At 42.9% G+C, this 17,989-nt stretch carries 13 protein-coding genes; 8 read left to right on the top strand and 5 right to left on the bottom strand.

Annotated features, from left to right (window positions below; all coding sequences use genetic code 11):
* Positions 1-37: 37 nt before the first annotated feature.
* From HMPREF9331_RS03260 to HMPREF9331_RS03245, 4 genes are all read left to right on the top strand, one after another.
* Positions 38-811, top strand: a complete 774-nt coding sequence (locus HMPREF9331_RS03260) for a formylglycine-generating enzyme family protein (protein WP_016419726.1) — start codon at positions 38-40, stop codon at positions 809-811.
* Between the two features lie 76 nt (positions 812-887).
* A complete protein-coding gene (locus HMPREF9331_RS03255; protein WP_040356921.1) occupies positions 888-1,559 on the top strand; it encodes an SCO family protein in 672 nt (223 codons plus the stop codon).
* Positions 1,560-1,649: 90 nt separating this feature from the next.
* A complete protein-coding gene (locus HMPREF9331_RS03250) occupies positions 1,650-3,080 on the top strand; it encodes an L-serine ammonia-lyase (RefSeq protein ID WP_016419724.1) in 1,431 nt (476 codons plus the stop codon).
* A gap of 1 nt (position 3,081) precedes the next feature.
* Positions 3,082-3,708 carry an endonuclease III domain-containing protein gene (locus HMPREF9331_RS03245; RefSeq protein WP_040356919.1) on the top strand — a complete coding sequence of 209 codons (627 nt, stop codon included), beginning with the start codon at positions 3,082-3,084 and terminating at the stop codon, positions 3,706-3,708.
* A gap of 190 nt (positions 3,709-3,898) precedes the next feature.
* On the opposite strand, the gene metE is transcribed toward HMPREF9331_RS03245, so the two are convergent.
* Entirely contained in the window at positions 3,899-6,205 is a 2,307-nt protein-coding gene (metE, locus tag HMPREF9331_RS03240; protein ID WP_016419722.1) for a 5-methyltetrahydropteroyltriglutamate--homocysteine S-methyltransferase, read from the bottom strand.
* A 288-nt stretch (positions 6,206-6,493) separates the two neighbouring features.
* Between metE and HMPREF9331_RS03235 the strand changes: the two genes are divergently transcribed.
* On the top strand, positions 6,494-9,316 hold the full coding sequence (locus tag HMPREF9331_RS03235) for a TonB-dependent receptor (RefSeq protein ID WP_016419721.1): 2,823 nt from the start codon (positions 6,494-6,496) through the stop codon (positions 9,314-9,316).
* Positions 9,317-9,381: 65 nt separating this feature from the next.
* Here HMPREF9331_RS03235 and HMPREF9331_RS03230 read toward each other — a convergent pair whose 3' ends face one another.
* On the bottom strand, positions 9,382-11,382 hold the full coding sequence (locus HMPREF9331_RS03230) for a DUF3857 domain-containing protein (protein WP_009642116.1): 2,001 nt from the start codon (positions 11,380-11,382) through the stop codon (positions 9,382-9,384).
* A 59-nt stretch (positions 11,383-11,441) separates the two neighbouring features.
* Complete coding sequence (gene rpe, locus HMPREF9331_RS03225; RefSeq protein WP_016419720.1) at positions 11,442-12,086, bottom strand: ribulose-phosphate 3-epimerase; 645 nt, start codon at positions 12,084-12,086, stop codon at positions 11,442-11,444.
* A 369-nt stretch (positions 12,087-12,455) separates the two neighbouring features.
* On the opposite strand from rpe, the gene HMPREF9331_RS03220 reads away from it, so the two are divergent.
* Together HMPREF9331_RS03220 and rlmD are read left to right on the top strand one after the other, a co-directional pair.
* On the top strand, positions 12,456-13,319 hold the full coding sequence (locus tag HMPREF9331_RS03220; protein WP_009642063.1) for a sigma-70 family RNA polymerase sigma factor: 864 nt from the start codon (positions 12,456-12,458) through the stop codon (positions 13,317-13,319).
* 51 nt (positions 13,320-13,370) lie between these two features.
* Positions 13,371-14,789, top strand: coding sequence for a 23S rRNA (uracil(1939)-C(5))-methyltransferase RlmD (gene rlmD, locus HMPREF9331_RS03215; protein WP_016419719.1), 1,419 nt, complete (start codon positions 13,371-13,373; stop codon positions 14,787-14,789).
* Here rlmD and HMPREF9331_RS03210 read toward each other — a convergent pair.
* The gene (locus HMPREF9331_RS03210) at positions 14,784-15,110 is read right to left on the bottom strand and encodes a MerR family transcriptional regulator (RefSeq protein WP_016419718.1); all 327 of its coding nucleotides are present in this window, start codon (positions 15,108-15,110) and stop codon (positions 14,784-14,786) included. The two genes, rlmD and HMPREF9331_RS03210, sit on opposite strands and share 6 nt — an antisense overlap.
* On the bottom strand, positions 15,110-16,084 hold the full coding sequence (locus tag HMPREF9331_RS03205; protein WP_016419717.1) for a M23 family metallopeptidase: 975 nt from the start codon (positions 16,082-16,084) through the stop codon (positions 15,110-15,112). The genes HMPREF9331_RS03210 and HMPREF9331_RS03205 overlap by 1 nt, the downstream gene beginning before the upstream one ends.
* A gap of 359 nt (positions 16,085-16,443) precedes the next feature.
* On the opposite strand from HMPREF9331_RS03205, the gene HMPREF9331_RS03200 reads away from it, so the two are divergent.
* On the top strand, positions 16,444-17,922 hold the full coding sequence (locus tag HMPREF9331_RS03200) for a YfcC family protein (protein ID WP_016419715.1): 1,479 nt from the start codon (positions 16,444-16,446) through the stop codon (positions 17,920-17,922).
* Positions 17,923-17,989: the final 67 nt, after the last annotated feature.

Here is a 17,989-nt window from a genome sequence, read left to right as displayed (position 1 = left end):
CGCACTTTTGCGCCCTTATTTTTTAATCTTATGACTTATGAAAAAACTATTGAGCATTACCTCCTTTCTTTTCTTTCTACAAGCCATAGCACAGTCACCTACTGCTATGGTGGAGATCAAAGGGGGAACTTATATTCCTATGTATGGAGTTAAAGAAAAACAAAAGGAGACCAAGCCAGTGAAAGTCAAGTCTTTCCTCTTGGACGTATATCCTGTTACCAATGCCCAGTATAGGGATTTCTTGGAGAAGAACCCACAGTGGCAGCGCTCTAAGATCAAGGGTATCTATGCACAAAAGAGCTACCTCTCGGCATGGAAAGGGGACTTGGATTTTTCCCCTTTGGATCCAGAGGCACCTATTACCAATGTTTCTTGGTTTGCCGCTAAGAAGTATTGCGAATGTCAGGGCAAGCGTCTCCCTACTACCGATGAATGGGAGTATGTAGCCCAAGCCGATGAGACTTCTATCAATGCACGAGAGAAGAAAAGCTATTCGGACTATATTACCAACTGGCTACAAACCCCCAGAACCTATGAGAACAAGATAGGCAGCACCAAGAAAAACTATTGGGGCGTATATGATATGTATGGCCTTGTATGGGAATGGGTCAGCGACTTCAATAGTGTATTCTTCTCAGGAGAAGCCCGTAAGGACAATTTTGGGGACGATGCTCTTTTCTGTGGGGGCAGTGCGCTGAACGCCTCTGACCTAACGAATTATGGGGCTTTTATGCGCTATTCCCTCCGTGGTAGTCTTAAGGCAAGCTATACTACTAAAAATCTGGGCTTTAGATGCGCGAAGGATAAATAGTCAGAGGTCAGAAGTCAGAAGTCAGTTTAAATCACTAACCACTAATCACTAAAAACTAACAACTAATAATGCAATTATGAAAAGGTTTTTTATTATGGCTTTAGGGGTGCTATTACTCCAAAGCTGCAAGAACAACACAACAGAGTCTTCAGCAAAGGCAGAGGATCTCAAGGAGTCAGCAATGACAACACCTGCTGAAGGACAGCAGGCAGAAAGTGCCAAACCTACCGAGATTTCGGATATTTCTATCTACAACTTGCCAGAGACATGGACAACCCAAAATGGCAATGATGTGCAATGGAAAGACTTCAAAGGGAATGTATTGGTGGTGGTGATGATATACACCTCCTGTAAGGCGGCTTGTCCTATTCTTATCGCTGATATGCGCGATATACGCAAAACGGTAGATGCCTCCGATATGCCTCATAAGAAAAAGGTGAAGTATATCTTGGTCAGCATAGACCCTAAGGTAGATACCCCTGAGCACCTTAAGAAATTCGCCCAAGAAAGTGGTATGGATGATGACCAATGGGTATTCCTACGCTCCGATGAAGAGAAAACCCGTGAGTTTGCCGCTGTATTGGCTGTGAATTACAAGCAAATCTCTCCTGTGGATTTCTCTCATTCCAACATTATCAGTGTCTTCAATGCCGACGGTGAACTTGCTGCCCAACAAGAAGGGTTGGGTATAGATCGCACCAGTATTGTGCAAGAAATCAGAAAACAATTAGAGAAAGTAAAGGAATAACAAATAACTATTTTGCAGGTGAAAAAATTAATCATTACCATAACCATTAATCATTATTTTTCGTAATTTTGCCTGCTTAAAAAAAATGTAATGGACTACGTAAGTGTTTTTGAAATGCTTAAGATAGGAGTAGGCCCTTCCAGTTCGCACACCTTAGGACCATGGCGTGCAGCGGAGGCCTTCCTAAAAGAACTCAGGGAAAGACAACTATTGGAAAAAGTACAAAAAGTGCGTGTGGATCTCTACGGCTCGCTTTCCCTTACAGGAAAAGGACATGCTACCGACCTTGCGGCTATGCTGGGCTTGAGTGGTACTGATCCAGAGTATATCCCTATAGATAGTATCTCAACTATTATTGAGGCTATTAATAAAGATAAAAAAATGCACTTGGCAGGAGCTTTCTATATAGATTTTGATCCTGCAACTCAGGTGGTATTCAATAAGAAATTCCTACCTTTTCATGCCAATGGCATCACCTTCACAGCAGAAGGAATGGGGATGGAGCCTTATGCTTCTACCTTTTACTCTATAGGAGGAGGCTTCATTGTCAAGGAAAAGACAGAAGAAAATAAAGGGCAGAACGAGAGACAAATCCAGCACTTCCCTTACGGATTTGAGTCGGCCAAGGAGCTTTTAGCCCATTGCCAGAGAGAGGGAAAGAAGATTTCCGAGATTATCCTTGAAGACGAGAAGGTCTTGCGCGACGAGGCTAAGATTCATTCAGAGCTACTAAGGGTATGGCATACCATGGAAGAATGCGCCTATATAGGTTGCCATACCGAGGGCGTTCTTCCAGGAGGGCTCAATGTGAGGCGCAGGGCTTATGATATCCACAAGAAGCTCTTAGGAGACACCCCCCCATATGAGGGCTTGGATGCTTGGCTTGCAGCTATTAGGAACAAGAAGGTGGAGTTCCGCGAAATCCTCAAGTGGGTAACTTGTTTCTCCTTGGCCGTTAATGAGGTCAATGCCTCCTTAGGACGTGTGGTAACCGCCCCTACCAATGGTAGTTCTGGGGTGATACCCGCAGTATTGCTCTATTACTTAACTATAGATAACCACCAAGGAGGAGACAAGGAGATAGAACAGTTCTTGCTTACGGCAGGAATCATAGGTAGCCTTTTCAAGAAAGGAGCCACTATCTCGGCTGCTATGGGTGGTTGTCAGGCTGAAATAGGCGTGTCCTCGGCTATGGCGGCGGCAGGCTTGTGCGAACTCTGGGGCGGTACGCCCGAACAGGTGATGATCGCTGCGGAGATCGCTATGGAGCACCACTTAGGCCTTACTTGTGACCCTATAGGCGGCTTAGTGCAAATCCCTTGTATAGAGCGCAATGCTATGGGAGCAGTGAAGGCAATCAATGCGGCTGAACTCGCCCTTGAGACCGATCCTAAGAATGCAAAAGTACCTTTGGATAAGGTGATTCAGACCATGTGGCAGACTGCTCAAGACATGAATACCAAGTACAAAGAAACCTCCGAGGCAGGCCTTGCGGTAGCCGTAAGTATAGCCGATTGCTAAGATGACCAAAAGAGAGAAAGTACGTTTTATCATGGAGAAGCTCGATGAGCTTTTTCCCGACCCGCCTATCCCCTTAAATCACAAAGACCCTTATACCCTGCTTATAGCCGTAATCCTCTCAGCCCAATGTACTGATGCGCGGGTGAACCAGATTACCCCCTTGCTCTTTGCCAAAGCCGATAACCCTTATGATATGGTCAAGCTCAGCGAAGAGCAGATACGAGAGATTATAAAGCCTGTGGGACTTTCTCCTATGAAAGCACATGGGATCTATTATCTTTCTCATATTCTTATAGAGAAGTATGAGGGACAGGTTCCCCAGTCCTTTGAAGCCTTGGAAGCCCTTCCTTCGGTGGGACATAAGACAGCCAGTGTAGTGATGAGTACCGCCTTTGGAGTGTCTGCTTTTCCTGTAGATACACATATACATCGTATGCTCTTTCGCTGGGGACTCTCCGATGGTTCATCGGTTATACAAAGCGAAAAAGATGCCAAAAAGGCCTTTCCTAAGGGCAAATGGAACAAACTCCACTTGCAAATCATCTACTATGCTAGGGAGTATTCCCCCGCCCGTGGCTGGGATCTTGACAAAGATGTAATCACGAAAATAGTGACTAATGACAAGTGACTAGTGACAAGTGACTAGTGATTAATGACTAGTGACAAGTAAAGAGTGATGAATAAAAGAGAGGAGGCTATCCAAAATGGGTAGCCTCCTTTTATTTATTAATGAATGTGACTTATTAGGATTAGTTGTTATTAGCTATTCACTATTCATTGTGACTAGTCGTTAGTCACTAGTCATTAGTCGTTAGTCACTATTTTTTGTATTCCTCGCGGAGTTTCTTAGCGGTTTCCACCATAGCGGTTAGGGCTAATTTGGTTTCCTCCCAGTGGCGTGTTTTAAGACCACAGTCAGGGTTCACCCAAAGGTTACGGAAAGGTACTACCGCGATGGCTTTCTTCATCAGGTGATAGATTTCATCCTTAGAAGGTACACGAGGGGAGTGGATGTCGTATACTCCAGGGCCTATTTCGTTAGGATATTTGAAGTCAGCAAATACATCCAAGAGTTCCATTTGTGAACGAGAGCATTCTATGGTAATTACATCGGCGTCCATATCGGCTATAGCCTCGATCATATCATTGAACTCAGAGTAGCACATGTGGGTATGGATCTGGGTTTGGTCTTCTACGCCAGAGGCAGAGATACGGAAAGCCCTGATAGCCCAGTCAAAATACGCCTGCCAGTCAGCCTTGCGCAATGGTAAGCCCTCACGGATAGCAGGCTCGTCGATTTGGATAACTTTGATACCTGCTTTTTCAAGATCCACAACTTCATCACGAATAGCAAGAGCTATCTGGGTAGCTGTTTCAGAACGAGGTTGGTCATCACGAACGAAAGACCACTGTAGGATAGTTACAGGCCCGGTGAGCATACCCTTTACAGGGAGCTTAGTGAGGGACTGTGCGAACTTACTCCAGCGAACAGTCATAGGTTTAGGGCGAGATACATCTCCGTAGATGATTGGAGGTTTCACGCAGCGAGAACCGTAGCTCTGTACCCAACCAAATTTGGAGAAGGTATAGCCACTGAGAAGTTCTCCGAAGTATTCCACCATGTCGTTACGCTCGAACTCACCATGTACCAGTACATCAATACCTGTTTGTTCTTGCCAACGGATAGATTCTTCAATTTCTTTTTCCAACTTCTTATCATATTCCGCTTGAGATAGGGTACCTTTGTTAAAGGAAGCTCTCCAAGAACGCACCTCAGGTGTCTGAGGGAAAGAACCAATGGTAGTGGTAGGGAATAGCGGTAAGTGTAGCGCTTCTTCTTGAACCTTTTGGCGGGTAGCGAAAGCACTCTTGCGCTGGCTATCCTTATCGGTGATAGCCTTGACACGGGCTTTTACTTCAGGATTGTGGATAAGGGTAGAAGTCTTGCGGTTTTGGGCAGCCTTCTTGTTTTCTTCAAAGATAGCTTTCACCTCAGGGCTAAGGTCATGGCCTAAAGCAAGCGTCTTGAGGGTAGCGATTTCTTTTACTTTTTGTTTGGCAAAAGCCAGCCATTGCTTGATCTCAGGGGTAAGTACCTTTTCGTTGTTCTCAAGCTCCAAATTACAAGGAGAGTGCAACAAGGAAGAGGAAGAGGCAATGTATATGCGGTCACTGCTGATCACTTCTTTTACCTTTTCAATGAGGGCAAGGGAGTGTTCAAAGTTGTTTTTCCAAATGTTACGACCATCTACAATACCCAAGGAGAGTTTTTTATCCTTAGGAAGCGCTTTTAGTACGCTATCAAGCTGAGCAGCTGCACGTACTAGATCAATATGTAGCACATCAAAAGGAAGTGATACAGCTAGTTCTGTATTGTTTTCCAAAGCACCGAAGTAAGTGGTGAGGATGAATTCGGTGTTAGGGAACTGCGCCTTAAGGGCAGTATACACCTTTTTGTAAGCTTCAGCAGCTCCTTGAGGAAGGTCAAGCACTAGGTAAGGCTCATCTATCTGGATGGTCTTAGCACCTGCCTCTACTAGGCTTTTTACAAGCTCTATATATACAGGAAGTAGGCGGTCAGCCAGTTCCAAACGGTGGAAGCCCGCTTCTTTTTCTTTACCTAAGAGTAAATAAGTGATAATTCCAAGGAGTACAGGTTTGGTTTCAAACCCATGTTTTTTAGCTAAGTTGTATTCTTGTAGAGGTTTATTTACCTTAATAGAAAAGGCTTGGTTTTTAGTAAATTCAGGAACGATATAGTGGTAATTGGTATCGAACCATTTGGTCATTTCGGAGGCGGTCACATCGATGCCGTCTTTTTGGTAGCCACGAGCGATAGCAAAGTATTGTTTTAGCTCGGAGAGGCTTTGTGTAGGGGCAAAGCGTTCAGGAATTGCATTGATAGTAAAGGAGAAGTCCAATACTTGGTCATACAATGAAAAGTCATTAGAAGGAATCAGGTCAATGCCAGCTTCTTTTTGTAGTGTCCAGTTATGTACACGGATGTTCTCCGCTACGGCCAGCAGCTCTTCTTCACTGAGGTTTCCCTCCCAAAAGGCTTCGTTGGCTTTTTTTAGTTCGCGCTTCTCACCGATACGCGGATAGCCTAACACATTTGTTTTCATATTCACTTAATTTATTTCTTATGAGACTTAAAATAATTTCTTTTTACTTTCAGGGTGCAAAGATATAATATAATATTCTAATAACCAAATTTTTTTCAAAAAAAAATTCTGATGCACATGAAAAGTTCTGTTTTTGAAGTTGCACAAAATAATTTATGAACAAGTTAGTAAAGTTTTCAATAATTAATGTGGATAAATAACCTTTAAGATTAACAAATTATTATGTATAAAGTGGCGAAAAATGACTAAATTTGCGACATAGAACAACAATATAATACTACTTAAAAGATGAAGAAAGTTAAGTATTGGCTGAGTTTGTTAGTCTTTTTTATTATGACAACGCTCTCAGCACAGACCATTACAGGTACGGTTATAGATGAGGAACTAAAGGAGCCTCTGTTGGGAGTCAATGTGCTCATAAAGGGCAGCACTCATGGAGCTTCTACGGATAATAAAGGGCATTTTACCCTTAAGACTACCCAAAAGAAGGGCGTATTGGAAGTTTCTTTTATTGGTTTCAAGACCAAAGAAGTACCATTTACTATTGTCAAAGGCAAGGCAACTCTCCAGATTGTCTTACAGCCCGACGCTGAGGAGCTTACTGGGATAGTGATCACAGGCAACACTCTCTTGGACATAGCCAAAGAGCGCAAGACGCCGGTGGCTGTTTCTACCATACGGGCGGCTGAGATTGTGAACAAATTGGGTAACCAAGAGTTTCCAGAGCTGCTCAAGAAAACCCCTTCGGTATATGCTACCAAGTCCGGTGGGGGGTATGGAGATTCCAAGATTAACATTCGCGGTTTCGGTAATGAAAACATAGCGGTGATGATCAACGGGATGCCTATTAATGATATGGAGAACAGTAGGGTGTATTGGAGTAACTGGGTAGGAATATCTGATGTTACTTCCTCCATGCAGGTACAGAGAGGATTGGGTGCTTCCAAGATTGCCATTGCTTCGGTAGGGGGTACCATAAATATAGTAACCCGTGCGGCAGATATGACAGAGGGCGGATTGGTATCGGCTACTTTGGCAAATGATGGGTTCTACAAGGGATTGGCCGCTTATAACACAGGAAAGCAGAAGAATGGTTTTTCCGCTTCTGTATTGCTTAGCCGTACAGCAGGGGCTACTTATGTAGATAGCTCTGAGTTTGAGGCTTACAATTACTTCTTGGCGTTGGGGTATTCGCCTAATGAGAAGCATGCACTTCAGTTCATGTTCACAGGGGCGCCCCAATGGCACAACCAGCGCAGCAATTACATCTCTATCCAAGATTACTTAAAATATGGATCTGATGGTGAGCCTAATCGCCGTTACAACTCCGATTGGGGAAGCTATAAAGGAAAAGCGTTCAACTTCCGTCGCAATGTGTATCACAAGCCAGTGATGATGCTCAACTGGGATTGGACAATTGATGACCATTCTACTTTGAGCACCGTAGCCTATGCTTCTTTTGGGCGTGGGGCAGGTACTCGTGATGCAGGAGCAGCTTGGACAGGTGGTTTCGGTAGAGATGGGCGTCCTATTTCCTTGTATGCCAATAATTTTAGAACCAGCGATGGACAGATAGACTTGGAACGTATTGTCAATTATAACCATGGAGAGGATGTTTCTGTTCCTGGTCAGCCGGTGGCTACTCATGGGACACCTTATGTAGCCAATGCAAGAAGGAGTGTTACCAACCCCAATAACAACCGAGATTATAGTATAACCGAAGGTTTTGCTCGTAAGGCGGCAGTGAACTCCCACAACTGGTTTGGCTTTTTGACCAATTTTAGTCATAAACTCTCTGACAAACTTTCCTTTAGTGTGGGTCTCGACGGTCGTTATTACAAAGGCTACCACTATGAAGTCCCCAGTAACCTCTTGGGTTCAGAGTTCTATTCCGATGGTTCTAATAGAAACTTATCTCAGCCACGTAATATCACCTATACCATCTCAGATAGACCCAGTTTCAATCCTTTTGGAGGTAGTATAGACCCCTTAGAAGCACAAATCACTTATAGAAATGATGGAAATGTACGCTGGATGGGTGCTTTTGGTCAAGTGGAATATACCGACGATAAGCTCTCTGCCTTTGTACAATGGTCAAGCTCTATACAGTCTTTCCAGCGTATAGACCTCTTTACAAAACCTGGTACCCTTGCTCTTAAGGGGCGACCAGAGACCGCTATGCCAGAGACCACTTCCTATAAGGGAATCCCAGGTTACAATATGAAGGGAGGGGCTAACTATAACATAGACAAACACCACAATGTATTTGTCAATATAGGTTATTACTCTCGTCAGCCTTTCTTTGATGCGGTGTACCCTAATTACAAAAACTTCCTTAATACAGAGCTGACCAATGAAAAGATCTTGGGATTGGAATTAGGCTATGGCTTTAAGATGGAAAACTTAACTGCTAATGTGAACCTATATCGTACCACTTGGAAAGACCGCTATATCCGACGCGATAGTCAATGGGATGGAAACACTCAGTATTTTGTAGAGCTACACGGAGTGGGGGAAGTGCACCAAGGAATAGAGCTAGATGCTTCTTATCGTATGAATGACTATTTGAAGTTTGTAGGTATGTTCTCTGCAGGAGATTGGTATTATGAAGGTAAGACAAATGTACGTACTTTCCTTTCTGCAGATAATAGCGAATATATACTTACAGGTAAGCGTTCGCCTGAGTTTGACCTTAACTTAGATAATATCAAAGTAGGGGAGTCGGCGCATATGACCGCTAGCCTAGGGGTGGATGTGACCCCTATTGAGAACCTCAACATAGACCTAAGTTGGCACTATGTCAATAACCTCTATGCGAGAATGGATATTACCGCTATGGTTAATAATCCTAACCTCAATAGCCTTAAGCTCCCAGATTATAGCCTTTTTGAAGGAGGGGTTTCTTACAAATATCCTTTTGGAAAGAGACAAGCCATTACTGTCTTGGCCAATGTGAATAATATCTTGGATACCACTTATATAGCAGAATCCACTACTAACCAAGCCATAGACAACAAAACCACAGATACTTACAAGGGTATAGATGTGAGAAATAGAGTCTTCTTTGGCTTTGGACGTACTTGGAATGTCGGGCTGAAGTATCAGTTCTAAAAAGTATAAACATTAAAAAACTACCTCCCGAAAGAGGTAGTTTTTTTATTGACCATGGAAAGAATTTAACTAAACCAAGATTTTATTTTGCCCCAAAGTCCTTTGGGAAGTATATCAATTCCTAAGCCAAAGTTACTATCACCGATGCGATTGTAATCGTCCTTAAGCTCTTGGATTCTACTAAGGGTAATCTCTATATTGGTCAGCGGATTGTAGGAAATTTCTACTTTTCCAAAGGTTTTCCCAATGGTTTTCTTACTTGTGTAAGCAAAAAAATCATTACAGATGTCCAATTCCTGGGTGGTGTATTTTTCTTTGGTATCAATAGGCTTATCCGCATATAGCTCTATGATATAGTGTTCGCTGTCATAGTTATGCCAATAGCTGCTATCCTTATGGCGGAAATCAAGCAAGTCTTTCTTGAGTACCGAATGATCAAAGTACATGAGAAACTCTCGCCCTTCCTTGTTAGTAAAGTAAGGTTTTAGGATAGTGGCCTCGTAGGCAATGGTCAGTTCGTTTTCTTCCTTGTCGTCCTTTTCTATCTTGATACTAGCATCCTTGAAAATCTCACGGATGTCTTGTTCGCTTCTATCGTTGATATAATTGAGGTTATAGAAGAGGAAGCGGTTCCAGCCGTCAATGAGTTCTTTTTTGTTGGTCTGCTTGAAATAATTGCGCATATTGTTGGCGCGGTTGTAGCGGTAGGTGGTATTGAGGCTTATTTTGCCTTTATCACCATTTACCACGACCTTTACATGTTCGTCAATACAAGGCAGGTCAAAGAAAGTAGCTGCTCGTACTTGGAGGCTTGCATTTTCCTTGATTTCCATGTAGTGGCAGAAGCTTAGCACGGTGCGTTTCTCCAAGCGGCCAAATTCGTTGCGAGAGGTAGCATCTATGAAATAATCCTTGGCATGGTGGTTTATTTTTACGATAACATGATTGAATGATAGCAATGAAGGTAGGTAATACTTCAGGTAAAAATCCGCATTGTAATTGACAAGCACGATAGAGGAATCTACCTCCAAGTAATCGAGTATTGTCTTGAGCAGTACACATTTTGCCTTGCAATCGCCCTGCTTGTTTTGAAAGGTGATAGCAGGCTCTTGAGGCTTGTGTCCGTTCATCTCATCCGCATTGTAAGTATAATAGATGTTGTTCTGTACGTACTCAATGGCGAACTGCATCTGTTCGTCTAAGGAAGGTAGTTGGTCTAACTTCTCTACCAGCTCAGGGGCAAAGGCTCTGAGGTCGGACTGTTTCAGTACGTCCTCATACAAGGGATAGATGTAGTTGGAGAGCTCTTTCCAAGTGCTTTCGGTAGCGAAATCAATGAAAGGAAAGATCTCCCGATTGGGATCCACGGGATTGATATAGTTGGTGTGTTCTATCTCAAACACACCCCCTTTTTCCAAGTACTCAACGGGCTGCTCTATGGCATTTCCTTCACTATCGCGGAAGAAAAAGCGCTTATAGGCCACTTTTTTCTCTCGGTTATTGATAAATTTGTAATGGTACTTTCCATACGCCCAATAAGTATCGGGGGTCAGGTAGATATGCTTTACAAAGTCACGGCGTACAAACTCTTTTTCAGAAAACACCTTGGTACGGGTGTCCTCCAAGATAAGAATGTCATAGAGGCGTAGATCGCGGATAGAAACGTTGATTTTCTTAGATTTGCTAAGAATACCTCCGTTGCTATTGTTTTCATTGTCAAGCACTTTGATATTGGTATCGGGGAGCTTATCTATATACTCGCCCTCACGGATCACCGCAATACGATGGATCTCATAGCACTCGTTTTCCTCCAAGACCATATCGTTCATGGAGGCACGTTCCAGGTTCTCAGGTTGGGTAAGGGTATAAGCCATCAGGGCATAGTCTGCATTTTGCTGGTCATCTACATAATAATACTTATTGAGTAAATAGCAGAAATCCCTTCCCTCCTCAATTTGTTCTGTGGCGAAGGGTGAATCTTCGCACAGCTTGATGAGCTGTTCGTCGGTTAAGGTATCCGCCCACTGTGGAGCGGCTTGTATTTTATACCCTTGTTCTATTTCCATATTTTAGTCTTTTATGTTTTAGTTTATTAAGTGTAGAAACATAATGTTTCAGTAGTTTGTCAGTCTTTTTTTAGCTCGGCAATGGTTTTCTCAGGATCAGGGGCAGAGAAAACAAAATTTCCTGCCACCAATACATCGGCACCGGCGCTTACCAATTTGGGAGCATTTTGGGCATTGACCCCACCGTCTACCTCTATCAAAGTTTTGGCATGAGATTTGAGGATCAACTCCTTAGCTTGAGATACTTTTTTGTAGGTGTTTTCTATAAAAGATTGCCCACCAAAACCAGGGTTAACACTCATGATAAGCAGCAAATCCACCTCAGTGATAATATCCTCCAGTACATGGATAGGAGTGTGAGGATTCAGGGCGACTCCTGCGAGCATGCCCTCATGCTTTATAGCTTGAAGGGTACGATGCAAGTGTGTACAAGCCTCGTAATGTACCGAGAGGGTATAGCTACCCAAGCGGGCAAATTCGGAAATATATCGGTCAGGATCCACAATCATCAAGTGTACATCCAAGGGTTTTTGAGCATGTGCTTTGATGGCCTTGACCACAGGCATCCCATAGGAGATGTTGGGCACAAAAAGCCCATCCATAATATCTATATGGAACCAATCGGCTTGGCTACGGTTGACCATCTCAATGTCTCTCTGTAAGTTGGCAAAATCTGCCGCTAATAAGGAAGGTGCAATAAGCATAATGAAAAATAATAGCTGTATTTCTAGCTACAAAGATACGTTTTTTTTTAAGGAAACAAAATAAAAATGGAAAAATGTCGTATATACTCAACTGACATTTTTTCTTTAAGACACTGTCAGCGAATCTGACACTTTTCATGACAAACACAAGGAAAATGAATTATAAAGAGGAAGTTGGGGTTAAATATAGTTATATTATAAGGTTTGTAAGTTAAATGTAGCTAACAAACTATAATTTGGAATGATTTTTGTTAATTACACTTCTCTAGTGACTAACCACTAATCCCTGACAACTAACAACTAACAACTAGTAACTGACAACTAATAACTGACAACTAACAATTAACAATTAACAATTGATCACTATAAATGAGACAGCTTAAAATCACCAAGCAGGTTACCAATAGAGAGACAGCCTCTTTGGATAAGTACTTACAAGAGATTGGTAAGGTAGATTTGATTTCTGCCGATGAGGAAGTGGAGCTTGCCCAACGTATTAAGGCAGGAGATAAGATCGCTCTTGAACGCCTAACTAAGGCCAACTTGCGCTTTGTGGTCTCTGTAGCCAAGCAATACCAAAACCAGGGACTTACCTTGCCTGACCTTATCAATGAGGGGAATATGGGACTAATTAAGGCAGCCCAACGCTTTGATGAGACGCGTGGATTCAAGTTCATCTCCTATGCGGTATGGTGGATTCGCCAGTCTATCTTGCAGGCCTTGGCAGAACAGTCGCGTATTGTGCGCTTGCCGCTGAACAAAATAGGCTCTATCAATAAGATTAATAAGACTTATGCCTATTTGGAACAGACCCATGAGCGTGTGCCTTCGGCTGAGGAAATTGCAAAGGAACTGGATATGTCGGTCAATGATGTAAAAGAATCCATGAAGAATTCGGGTAGACATATTTCCATGGATGCCCCCTTGGTAGAAGGGGAGGACTCCAACCTATACGATGTCTTGCGCAGTGGGGAGTCACCTAATCCTGATAAGGAACTCATGCACGAATCGCTCAAAACAGAGATAGAACGTGCCTTAGAAACCCTCACCCCACGTGAGGCCGATGTGATACGTCTTTACTTTGGGCTTGGGGAAAACTACCCTATGACCCTTGAGGAAATCGGAGAGACTTTCGAGCTGACCCGCGAACGCGTACGACAAATTAAGGAGAAGGCTATTCGCCGACTTAAGCACACTTCAAGAAGTAAAATCCTTAAAACTTATTTAGGATAATACCAATAGGGGTTAGCAGTTGTCTAACCCCTAAAATCTGTCTTCTAAAGAATGAAAAAAGAAAAGAAACCTCTCTTATTAGAAAATATTACCATAACCGATGCTGGGGCAAAAGGCAAAAGCATCGCACACGCCCCCGATGGGCGTGTCATCTTTGTTGAAAATGCTGTTCCTGAAGATGTGGTGGATATACAAGTTACCAAGAAAAAAAAGGCTTTCTATGAGGGAATAGCGGTAAAGTTTCACCAGTATTCACCACAGAGGGAGACGCCTGTATGCGAACACTTTACCTATTGTGGGGGCTGTCAGTGGCAGCATATGAACTACCAGAGCCAACTCTTCTATAAGCAGCAAGAGGTGGTCAATAACCTCAAGCGCTTGGGAGGAATAGTCCCAGAGGAGACTTTGCCTATTTTGGGCTGTGAGAAACCGTATTTCTACCGCAATAAAATAGAATTCTCCTTTAGCGAGACCCGCTGGCTCACCCCCGAAGAGATAGCTTCCAAAGAGACTATAGACAGTCGCAATGGCTTGGGCTTTCATATAGCAGGGGCGTGGGACAAGGTATTGGATATTCATAAGTGTCACCTCCAGCAAGATCCGTCCAATGCTATTCGCAATACGCTGAAGGCATACGCGCTCTCCCAAGGGTATACCTTCTACAATCCTAGAACCCATATAGGGTGGTTGCGTACTATTATGATACGTATTACTTCCCTAGGCGAGCTGATGGTTGTCATTCAGTTCTTAGAGGAGCAGCAACATGAGCGAGAGCAGCTCTTGGATTATCTTTTGGCACAATTTCCTCAAATCACCTCCCTACAATATATCATCAATAATAAGCCCAATGATACTATTTATGACCAAGAGGTGATATGTTACCATGGGCGAGACTTTATCTATGAGCAGATGGAAGGCTTACGGTTTAAGATCAATGCCAAGTCGTTCTTCCAAACCAATTCCACTCAGGCCTATGAGCTTTATAAGGTTACCCGTGATTTTGCTGCCCTAACAGGTGAAGAGCTCGTCTATGACCTCTATACAGGGACAGGCACTATTGCCCAATTTGTTGCCCGAAAAGCTAAAAAAGTCATAGGGGTAGAGGCCGTACCTGAAGCTATAGCCGATGCCAAGGAGAATGCACGTAACAACCAGATAGACAATGTGGAATTTTTCGTAGGAGATATGAAAAATATCTTCAATGAAGAGTTTATCGCCACTCATGGCACTCCCGATGTGATTATTACCGATCCTCCTCGCGATGGTATGCACAAGGACGTGGTAGCTCAGATTCTCAGGATCGCTCCCCAGCGGGTGGTCTATGTCAGCTGTAACAGTGCTACCCAAGCCAGAGACTTGGCACTGATGGCACCTATGTACAGAGTGGTCAAGATACGTCCAGTGGATATGTTTCCCCAGACCTATCATATAGAAAATGTAGCACTATTGCAACTGAGGGAGGACTTATAGTTCATTTTTGATAGCCAACAATTGTTCTTTGATAGCCTTGAGTTTGTCTATGATTTCAAGGGTGGAGAGCAGTTGCTTGGGTTGTCTTTTGAGTTTGGCTTTAGCACCCTCCAGCGTATAGCCTTCTTCTTCTACCAGGTGATAAACCAAGCGGAAATTTTCTATATCTTTTTGAGTATAGCGTCGGGTGCCCGATAGGCTTTTGCAGGGGGAAAGAAAGTCAAATTCTTTCTCCCAAAAACGAATTTTCGAGGTATTCACCCCAAAGGCTTCGGCCAGTTCTCCTATAGAATAGTAGTGCTTTTGGTTAGGGATTTCCATTAGTCTAAGGATTGGTTACCTTGGTTAGATTTCTTAAGCATTTCAGCATATTCCTCGGCAGAGAGGCTACCATAGTAGAAGTTGATAGGATTGAGGTGTTCGCCGTTTTTCTTTACCTCGTAGTGCAAGTGAGGCGCTTCGGAGCGGCCTGTACTACCTACAAAGCCGATCACATCGCCACGTTTTACCTTTTGTCCTGGGCGTACATTGTATTGGCTGAGGTGTCCATAGAGCGTTTCGTAGCCATAGCCATGGTCTATACGTATATGCTCTCCATAACCAGAGGAATTGTTATCAGCACGGGTAACCACTCCATCGCCAGTGGCATAGACGGAAGTACCTGTAGGGGCGGAGAAGTCCATACCATAGTGGAATTTTCTGACCTTTGTGAAAGGATCGGTACGGAAACCATAGCCCGATGCCATACGCTTGAGGTCTTTGTTCTGAACGGGCTGAATAGCAGGAAGGGATTGTAGGAGTTTTTCTTTCTCCTTGGCCAAGGCTGCAATATCGTCCAAGGATTTGGATTGTATAGCTAGCTGTTTCTCTAAGGTTTCCAAGCGCTTAGTCATATCGATAAGCAACGTAGAGTTGGTGTATTTTTCTAAATCTTCATATCGGTTCACCCCTCCGAAGCCACTTTTTCGCTGAGCATCGGGGATAGGTGCCATTTCAAAATAAGTACGGTAAAGCGTATTGTCCCTGTCAGCAATATGGTCTAATACCTCTTCCATTTGCTGCATTTTCCTATTGAGAATGGCAAATTGTGTTTCATTTTCTTTCAGCTCCCGCCTAAGGGAAAGCTCTTTAGGAGTCTGCATGAAGTTGATATTATAGAGGATCACTACCAAAATTAGGGCAAAAAGAAAAGAAGAAAGCAAGAAAAAAAACATATACTTGAGACGTCTTTTTCTGTTATCTATCTGTTTGAAAGAGAGCGTTTCGGTATCGTAATAGTATTTGATTTTTGCCATAAATAATGCTTTTTAGATAGTATATGTTGTTTATGTGTGGCAAAGATACAAATTTCATGCCAAAGGAAAAAATGAATTAACTAATTAGTTAATTAGAAAAAGAGCTAATTATTAGGGGCAAAAAACTGATTAATAGCTATATGGGTAAAAATTCCTATAAAATTAAGATTATCGGAAAATACTTTTGGAAAAGAGGTAATAAATTTGTACTTTTGTTCCCTGAGCTGATATTCTTTTTTAGAGGTATAATTGTGGTAGATGAGTGACTCTAAGTGTAATGAATTTTAGCTTTTTTGTTAAGTAATTATTTTGTCATATGCAAAATATGATATCTTTTTCATAACCCTTTAATCCTAAAAATGAAGAAGCTAAAATTTCCTACACCCTATACAGTCCTTGTGATTGTGATGTGTTTGGCGGCCGCCCTTACTTATTTACTGCCTGCTGGAGGCTATGATACCCTTTGGTATGATAAGGACAAAGATGTATTTGTTATTCAGAGTGCGGACAAGACCCAAGAGGTCGCTGCTACCAAAGAAGCACTTACCAGCCGTAATATCTCCATTGGCCTAGAGAAGTTCAAGGAGCAGAAGATCAAGAACCCTATCTCTGTCCCCAATACCTACAAGCAGCGAGAGGCTACTCCACAAGGCTTTTTGGAAATTCTTTTTGCTCCGATCAAGGGGATTTATGAGACGGTGAGCCTGATTCTTTTTGTCCTCTTTATAGGAGGATTCATTGGTGTCTTCAACAGTTCGGGAGCACTGAATGAGGGAGTGGGCTATTTGGCACATCGTTTTAAGGGAAAGGAAGGAATACTTATTATCGTGCTCTCCACTCTTATGGCATTAGGAGGTACTTCTTTTGGTTTGGCAGAAGAAACCTTAGCTTTTTACCCTATGTTGGTGCCTATCTTTTTAGCAGCGGGGTATGACTTGTTAGTACCTTTGGCGGTGATTTATATAGGAGCCAATGTAGGTTCTATGGCCTCCACTACCAATCCTTTTGCGGTGATTATTGCCTCCGATGCAGCAGGGGTGGATTGGACTTCAGGTCTTACTATACGTGCGATAGCCTTGGTACTATGCCTTGTTATCAGTATTATATATATCATTCGCTATGCAGAAAAAGTAAGGAAACATCCTGAAAAATCGTTAGTTTATGGAGTAGCACTTCCAGAAATCTATGCTACCAATACAGCAGAGGCTACCACAAAACTCAAAACTTCTACCAAAATACAGCTATTTATCTTTGCCCTGACTTTCATAGTGATGATCATAGGCGTCTCCCAGTGGGGCTGGTGGTTCCAAGAGATGACAGGTCTCTTCTTGGTCGCAGCTATAGTGATAGCTATAATCCAGCGTACAGGTGAACAACCCTTTATAGATCATTTCCTTACAGGGGCGAGGGATCTCCTAGGAGTAGCTTTTATCATAGGGATTGCCAGAGGAGTCTCTTTTATCCTTAACGAAGGACAGATATCGGGTACTATCCTCTACTATGCTACTGAGTTGGTACAAGGCATGTCGCCTATGGTCTTTTTGCCTATACTCATGTTGGTTTTTGCTGTATTGAGCTTATTTATTGCTTCCTCTTCGGGTATGGCAGTGCTTACCATGCCTATTATGGGGGCTTTGGCCACTGTCGTAGGGATAGAGGGAGACAAGGTCGTGAGTGCTTACCTCTTTGGTATGGGAATCATGGGACTCATTACTCCTACAGGTATGATACTCCCTTCATTGACTATGGTCAATATCAACTATAACCAATGGCTTAAGTTTGTTTGGCCATTGATTGCTATCTTTACAGTGGTACTGACAGTTTTGCTATGGTTCTAATGAGTGAAGAGTGAAGAGTGAAAAGCGAAGAACAGTTAATATTTTTATAAATAGTTTTTTATTACAG

The organism is Capnocytophaga granulosa ATCC 51502 (assembly GCF_000411115.1).
Classification (GTDB): Bacteria; Bacteroidota; Bacteroidia; order Flavobacteriales; family Flavobacteriaceae; genus Capnocytophaga; species Capnocytophaga granulosa.
Note: the sequence above shows the minus strand (reverse complement) of the source record. Positions and strands in the feature narration are given on the sequence as shown.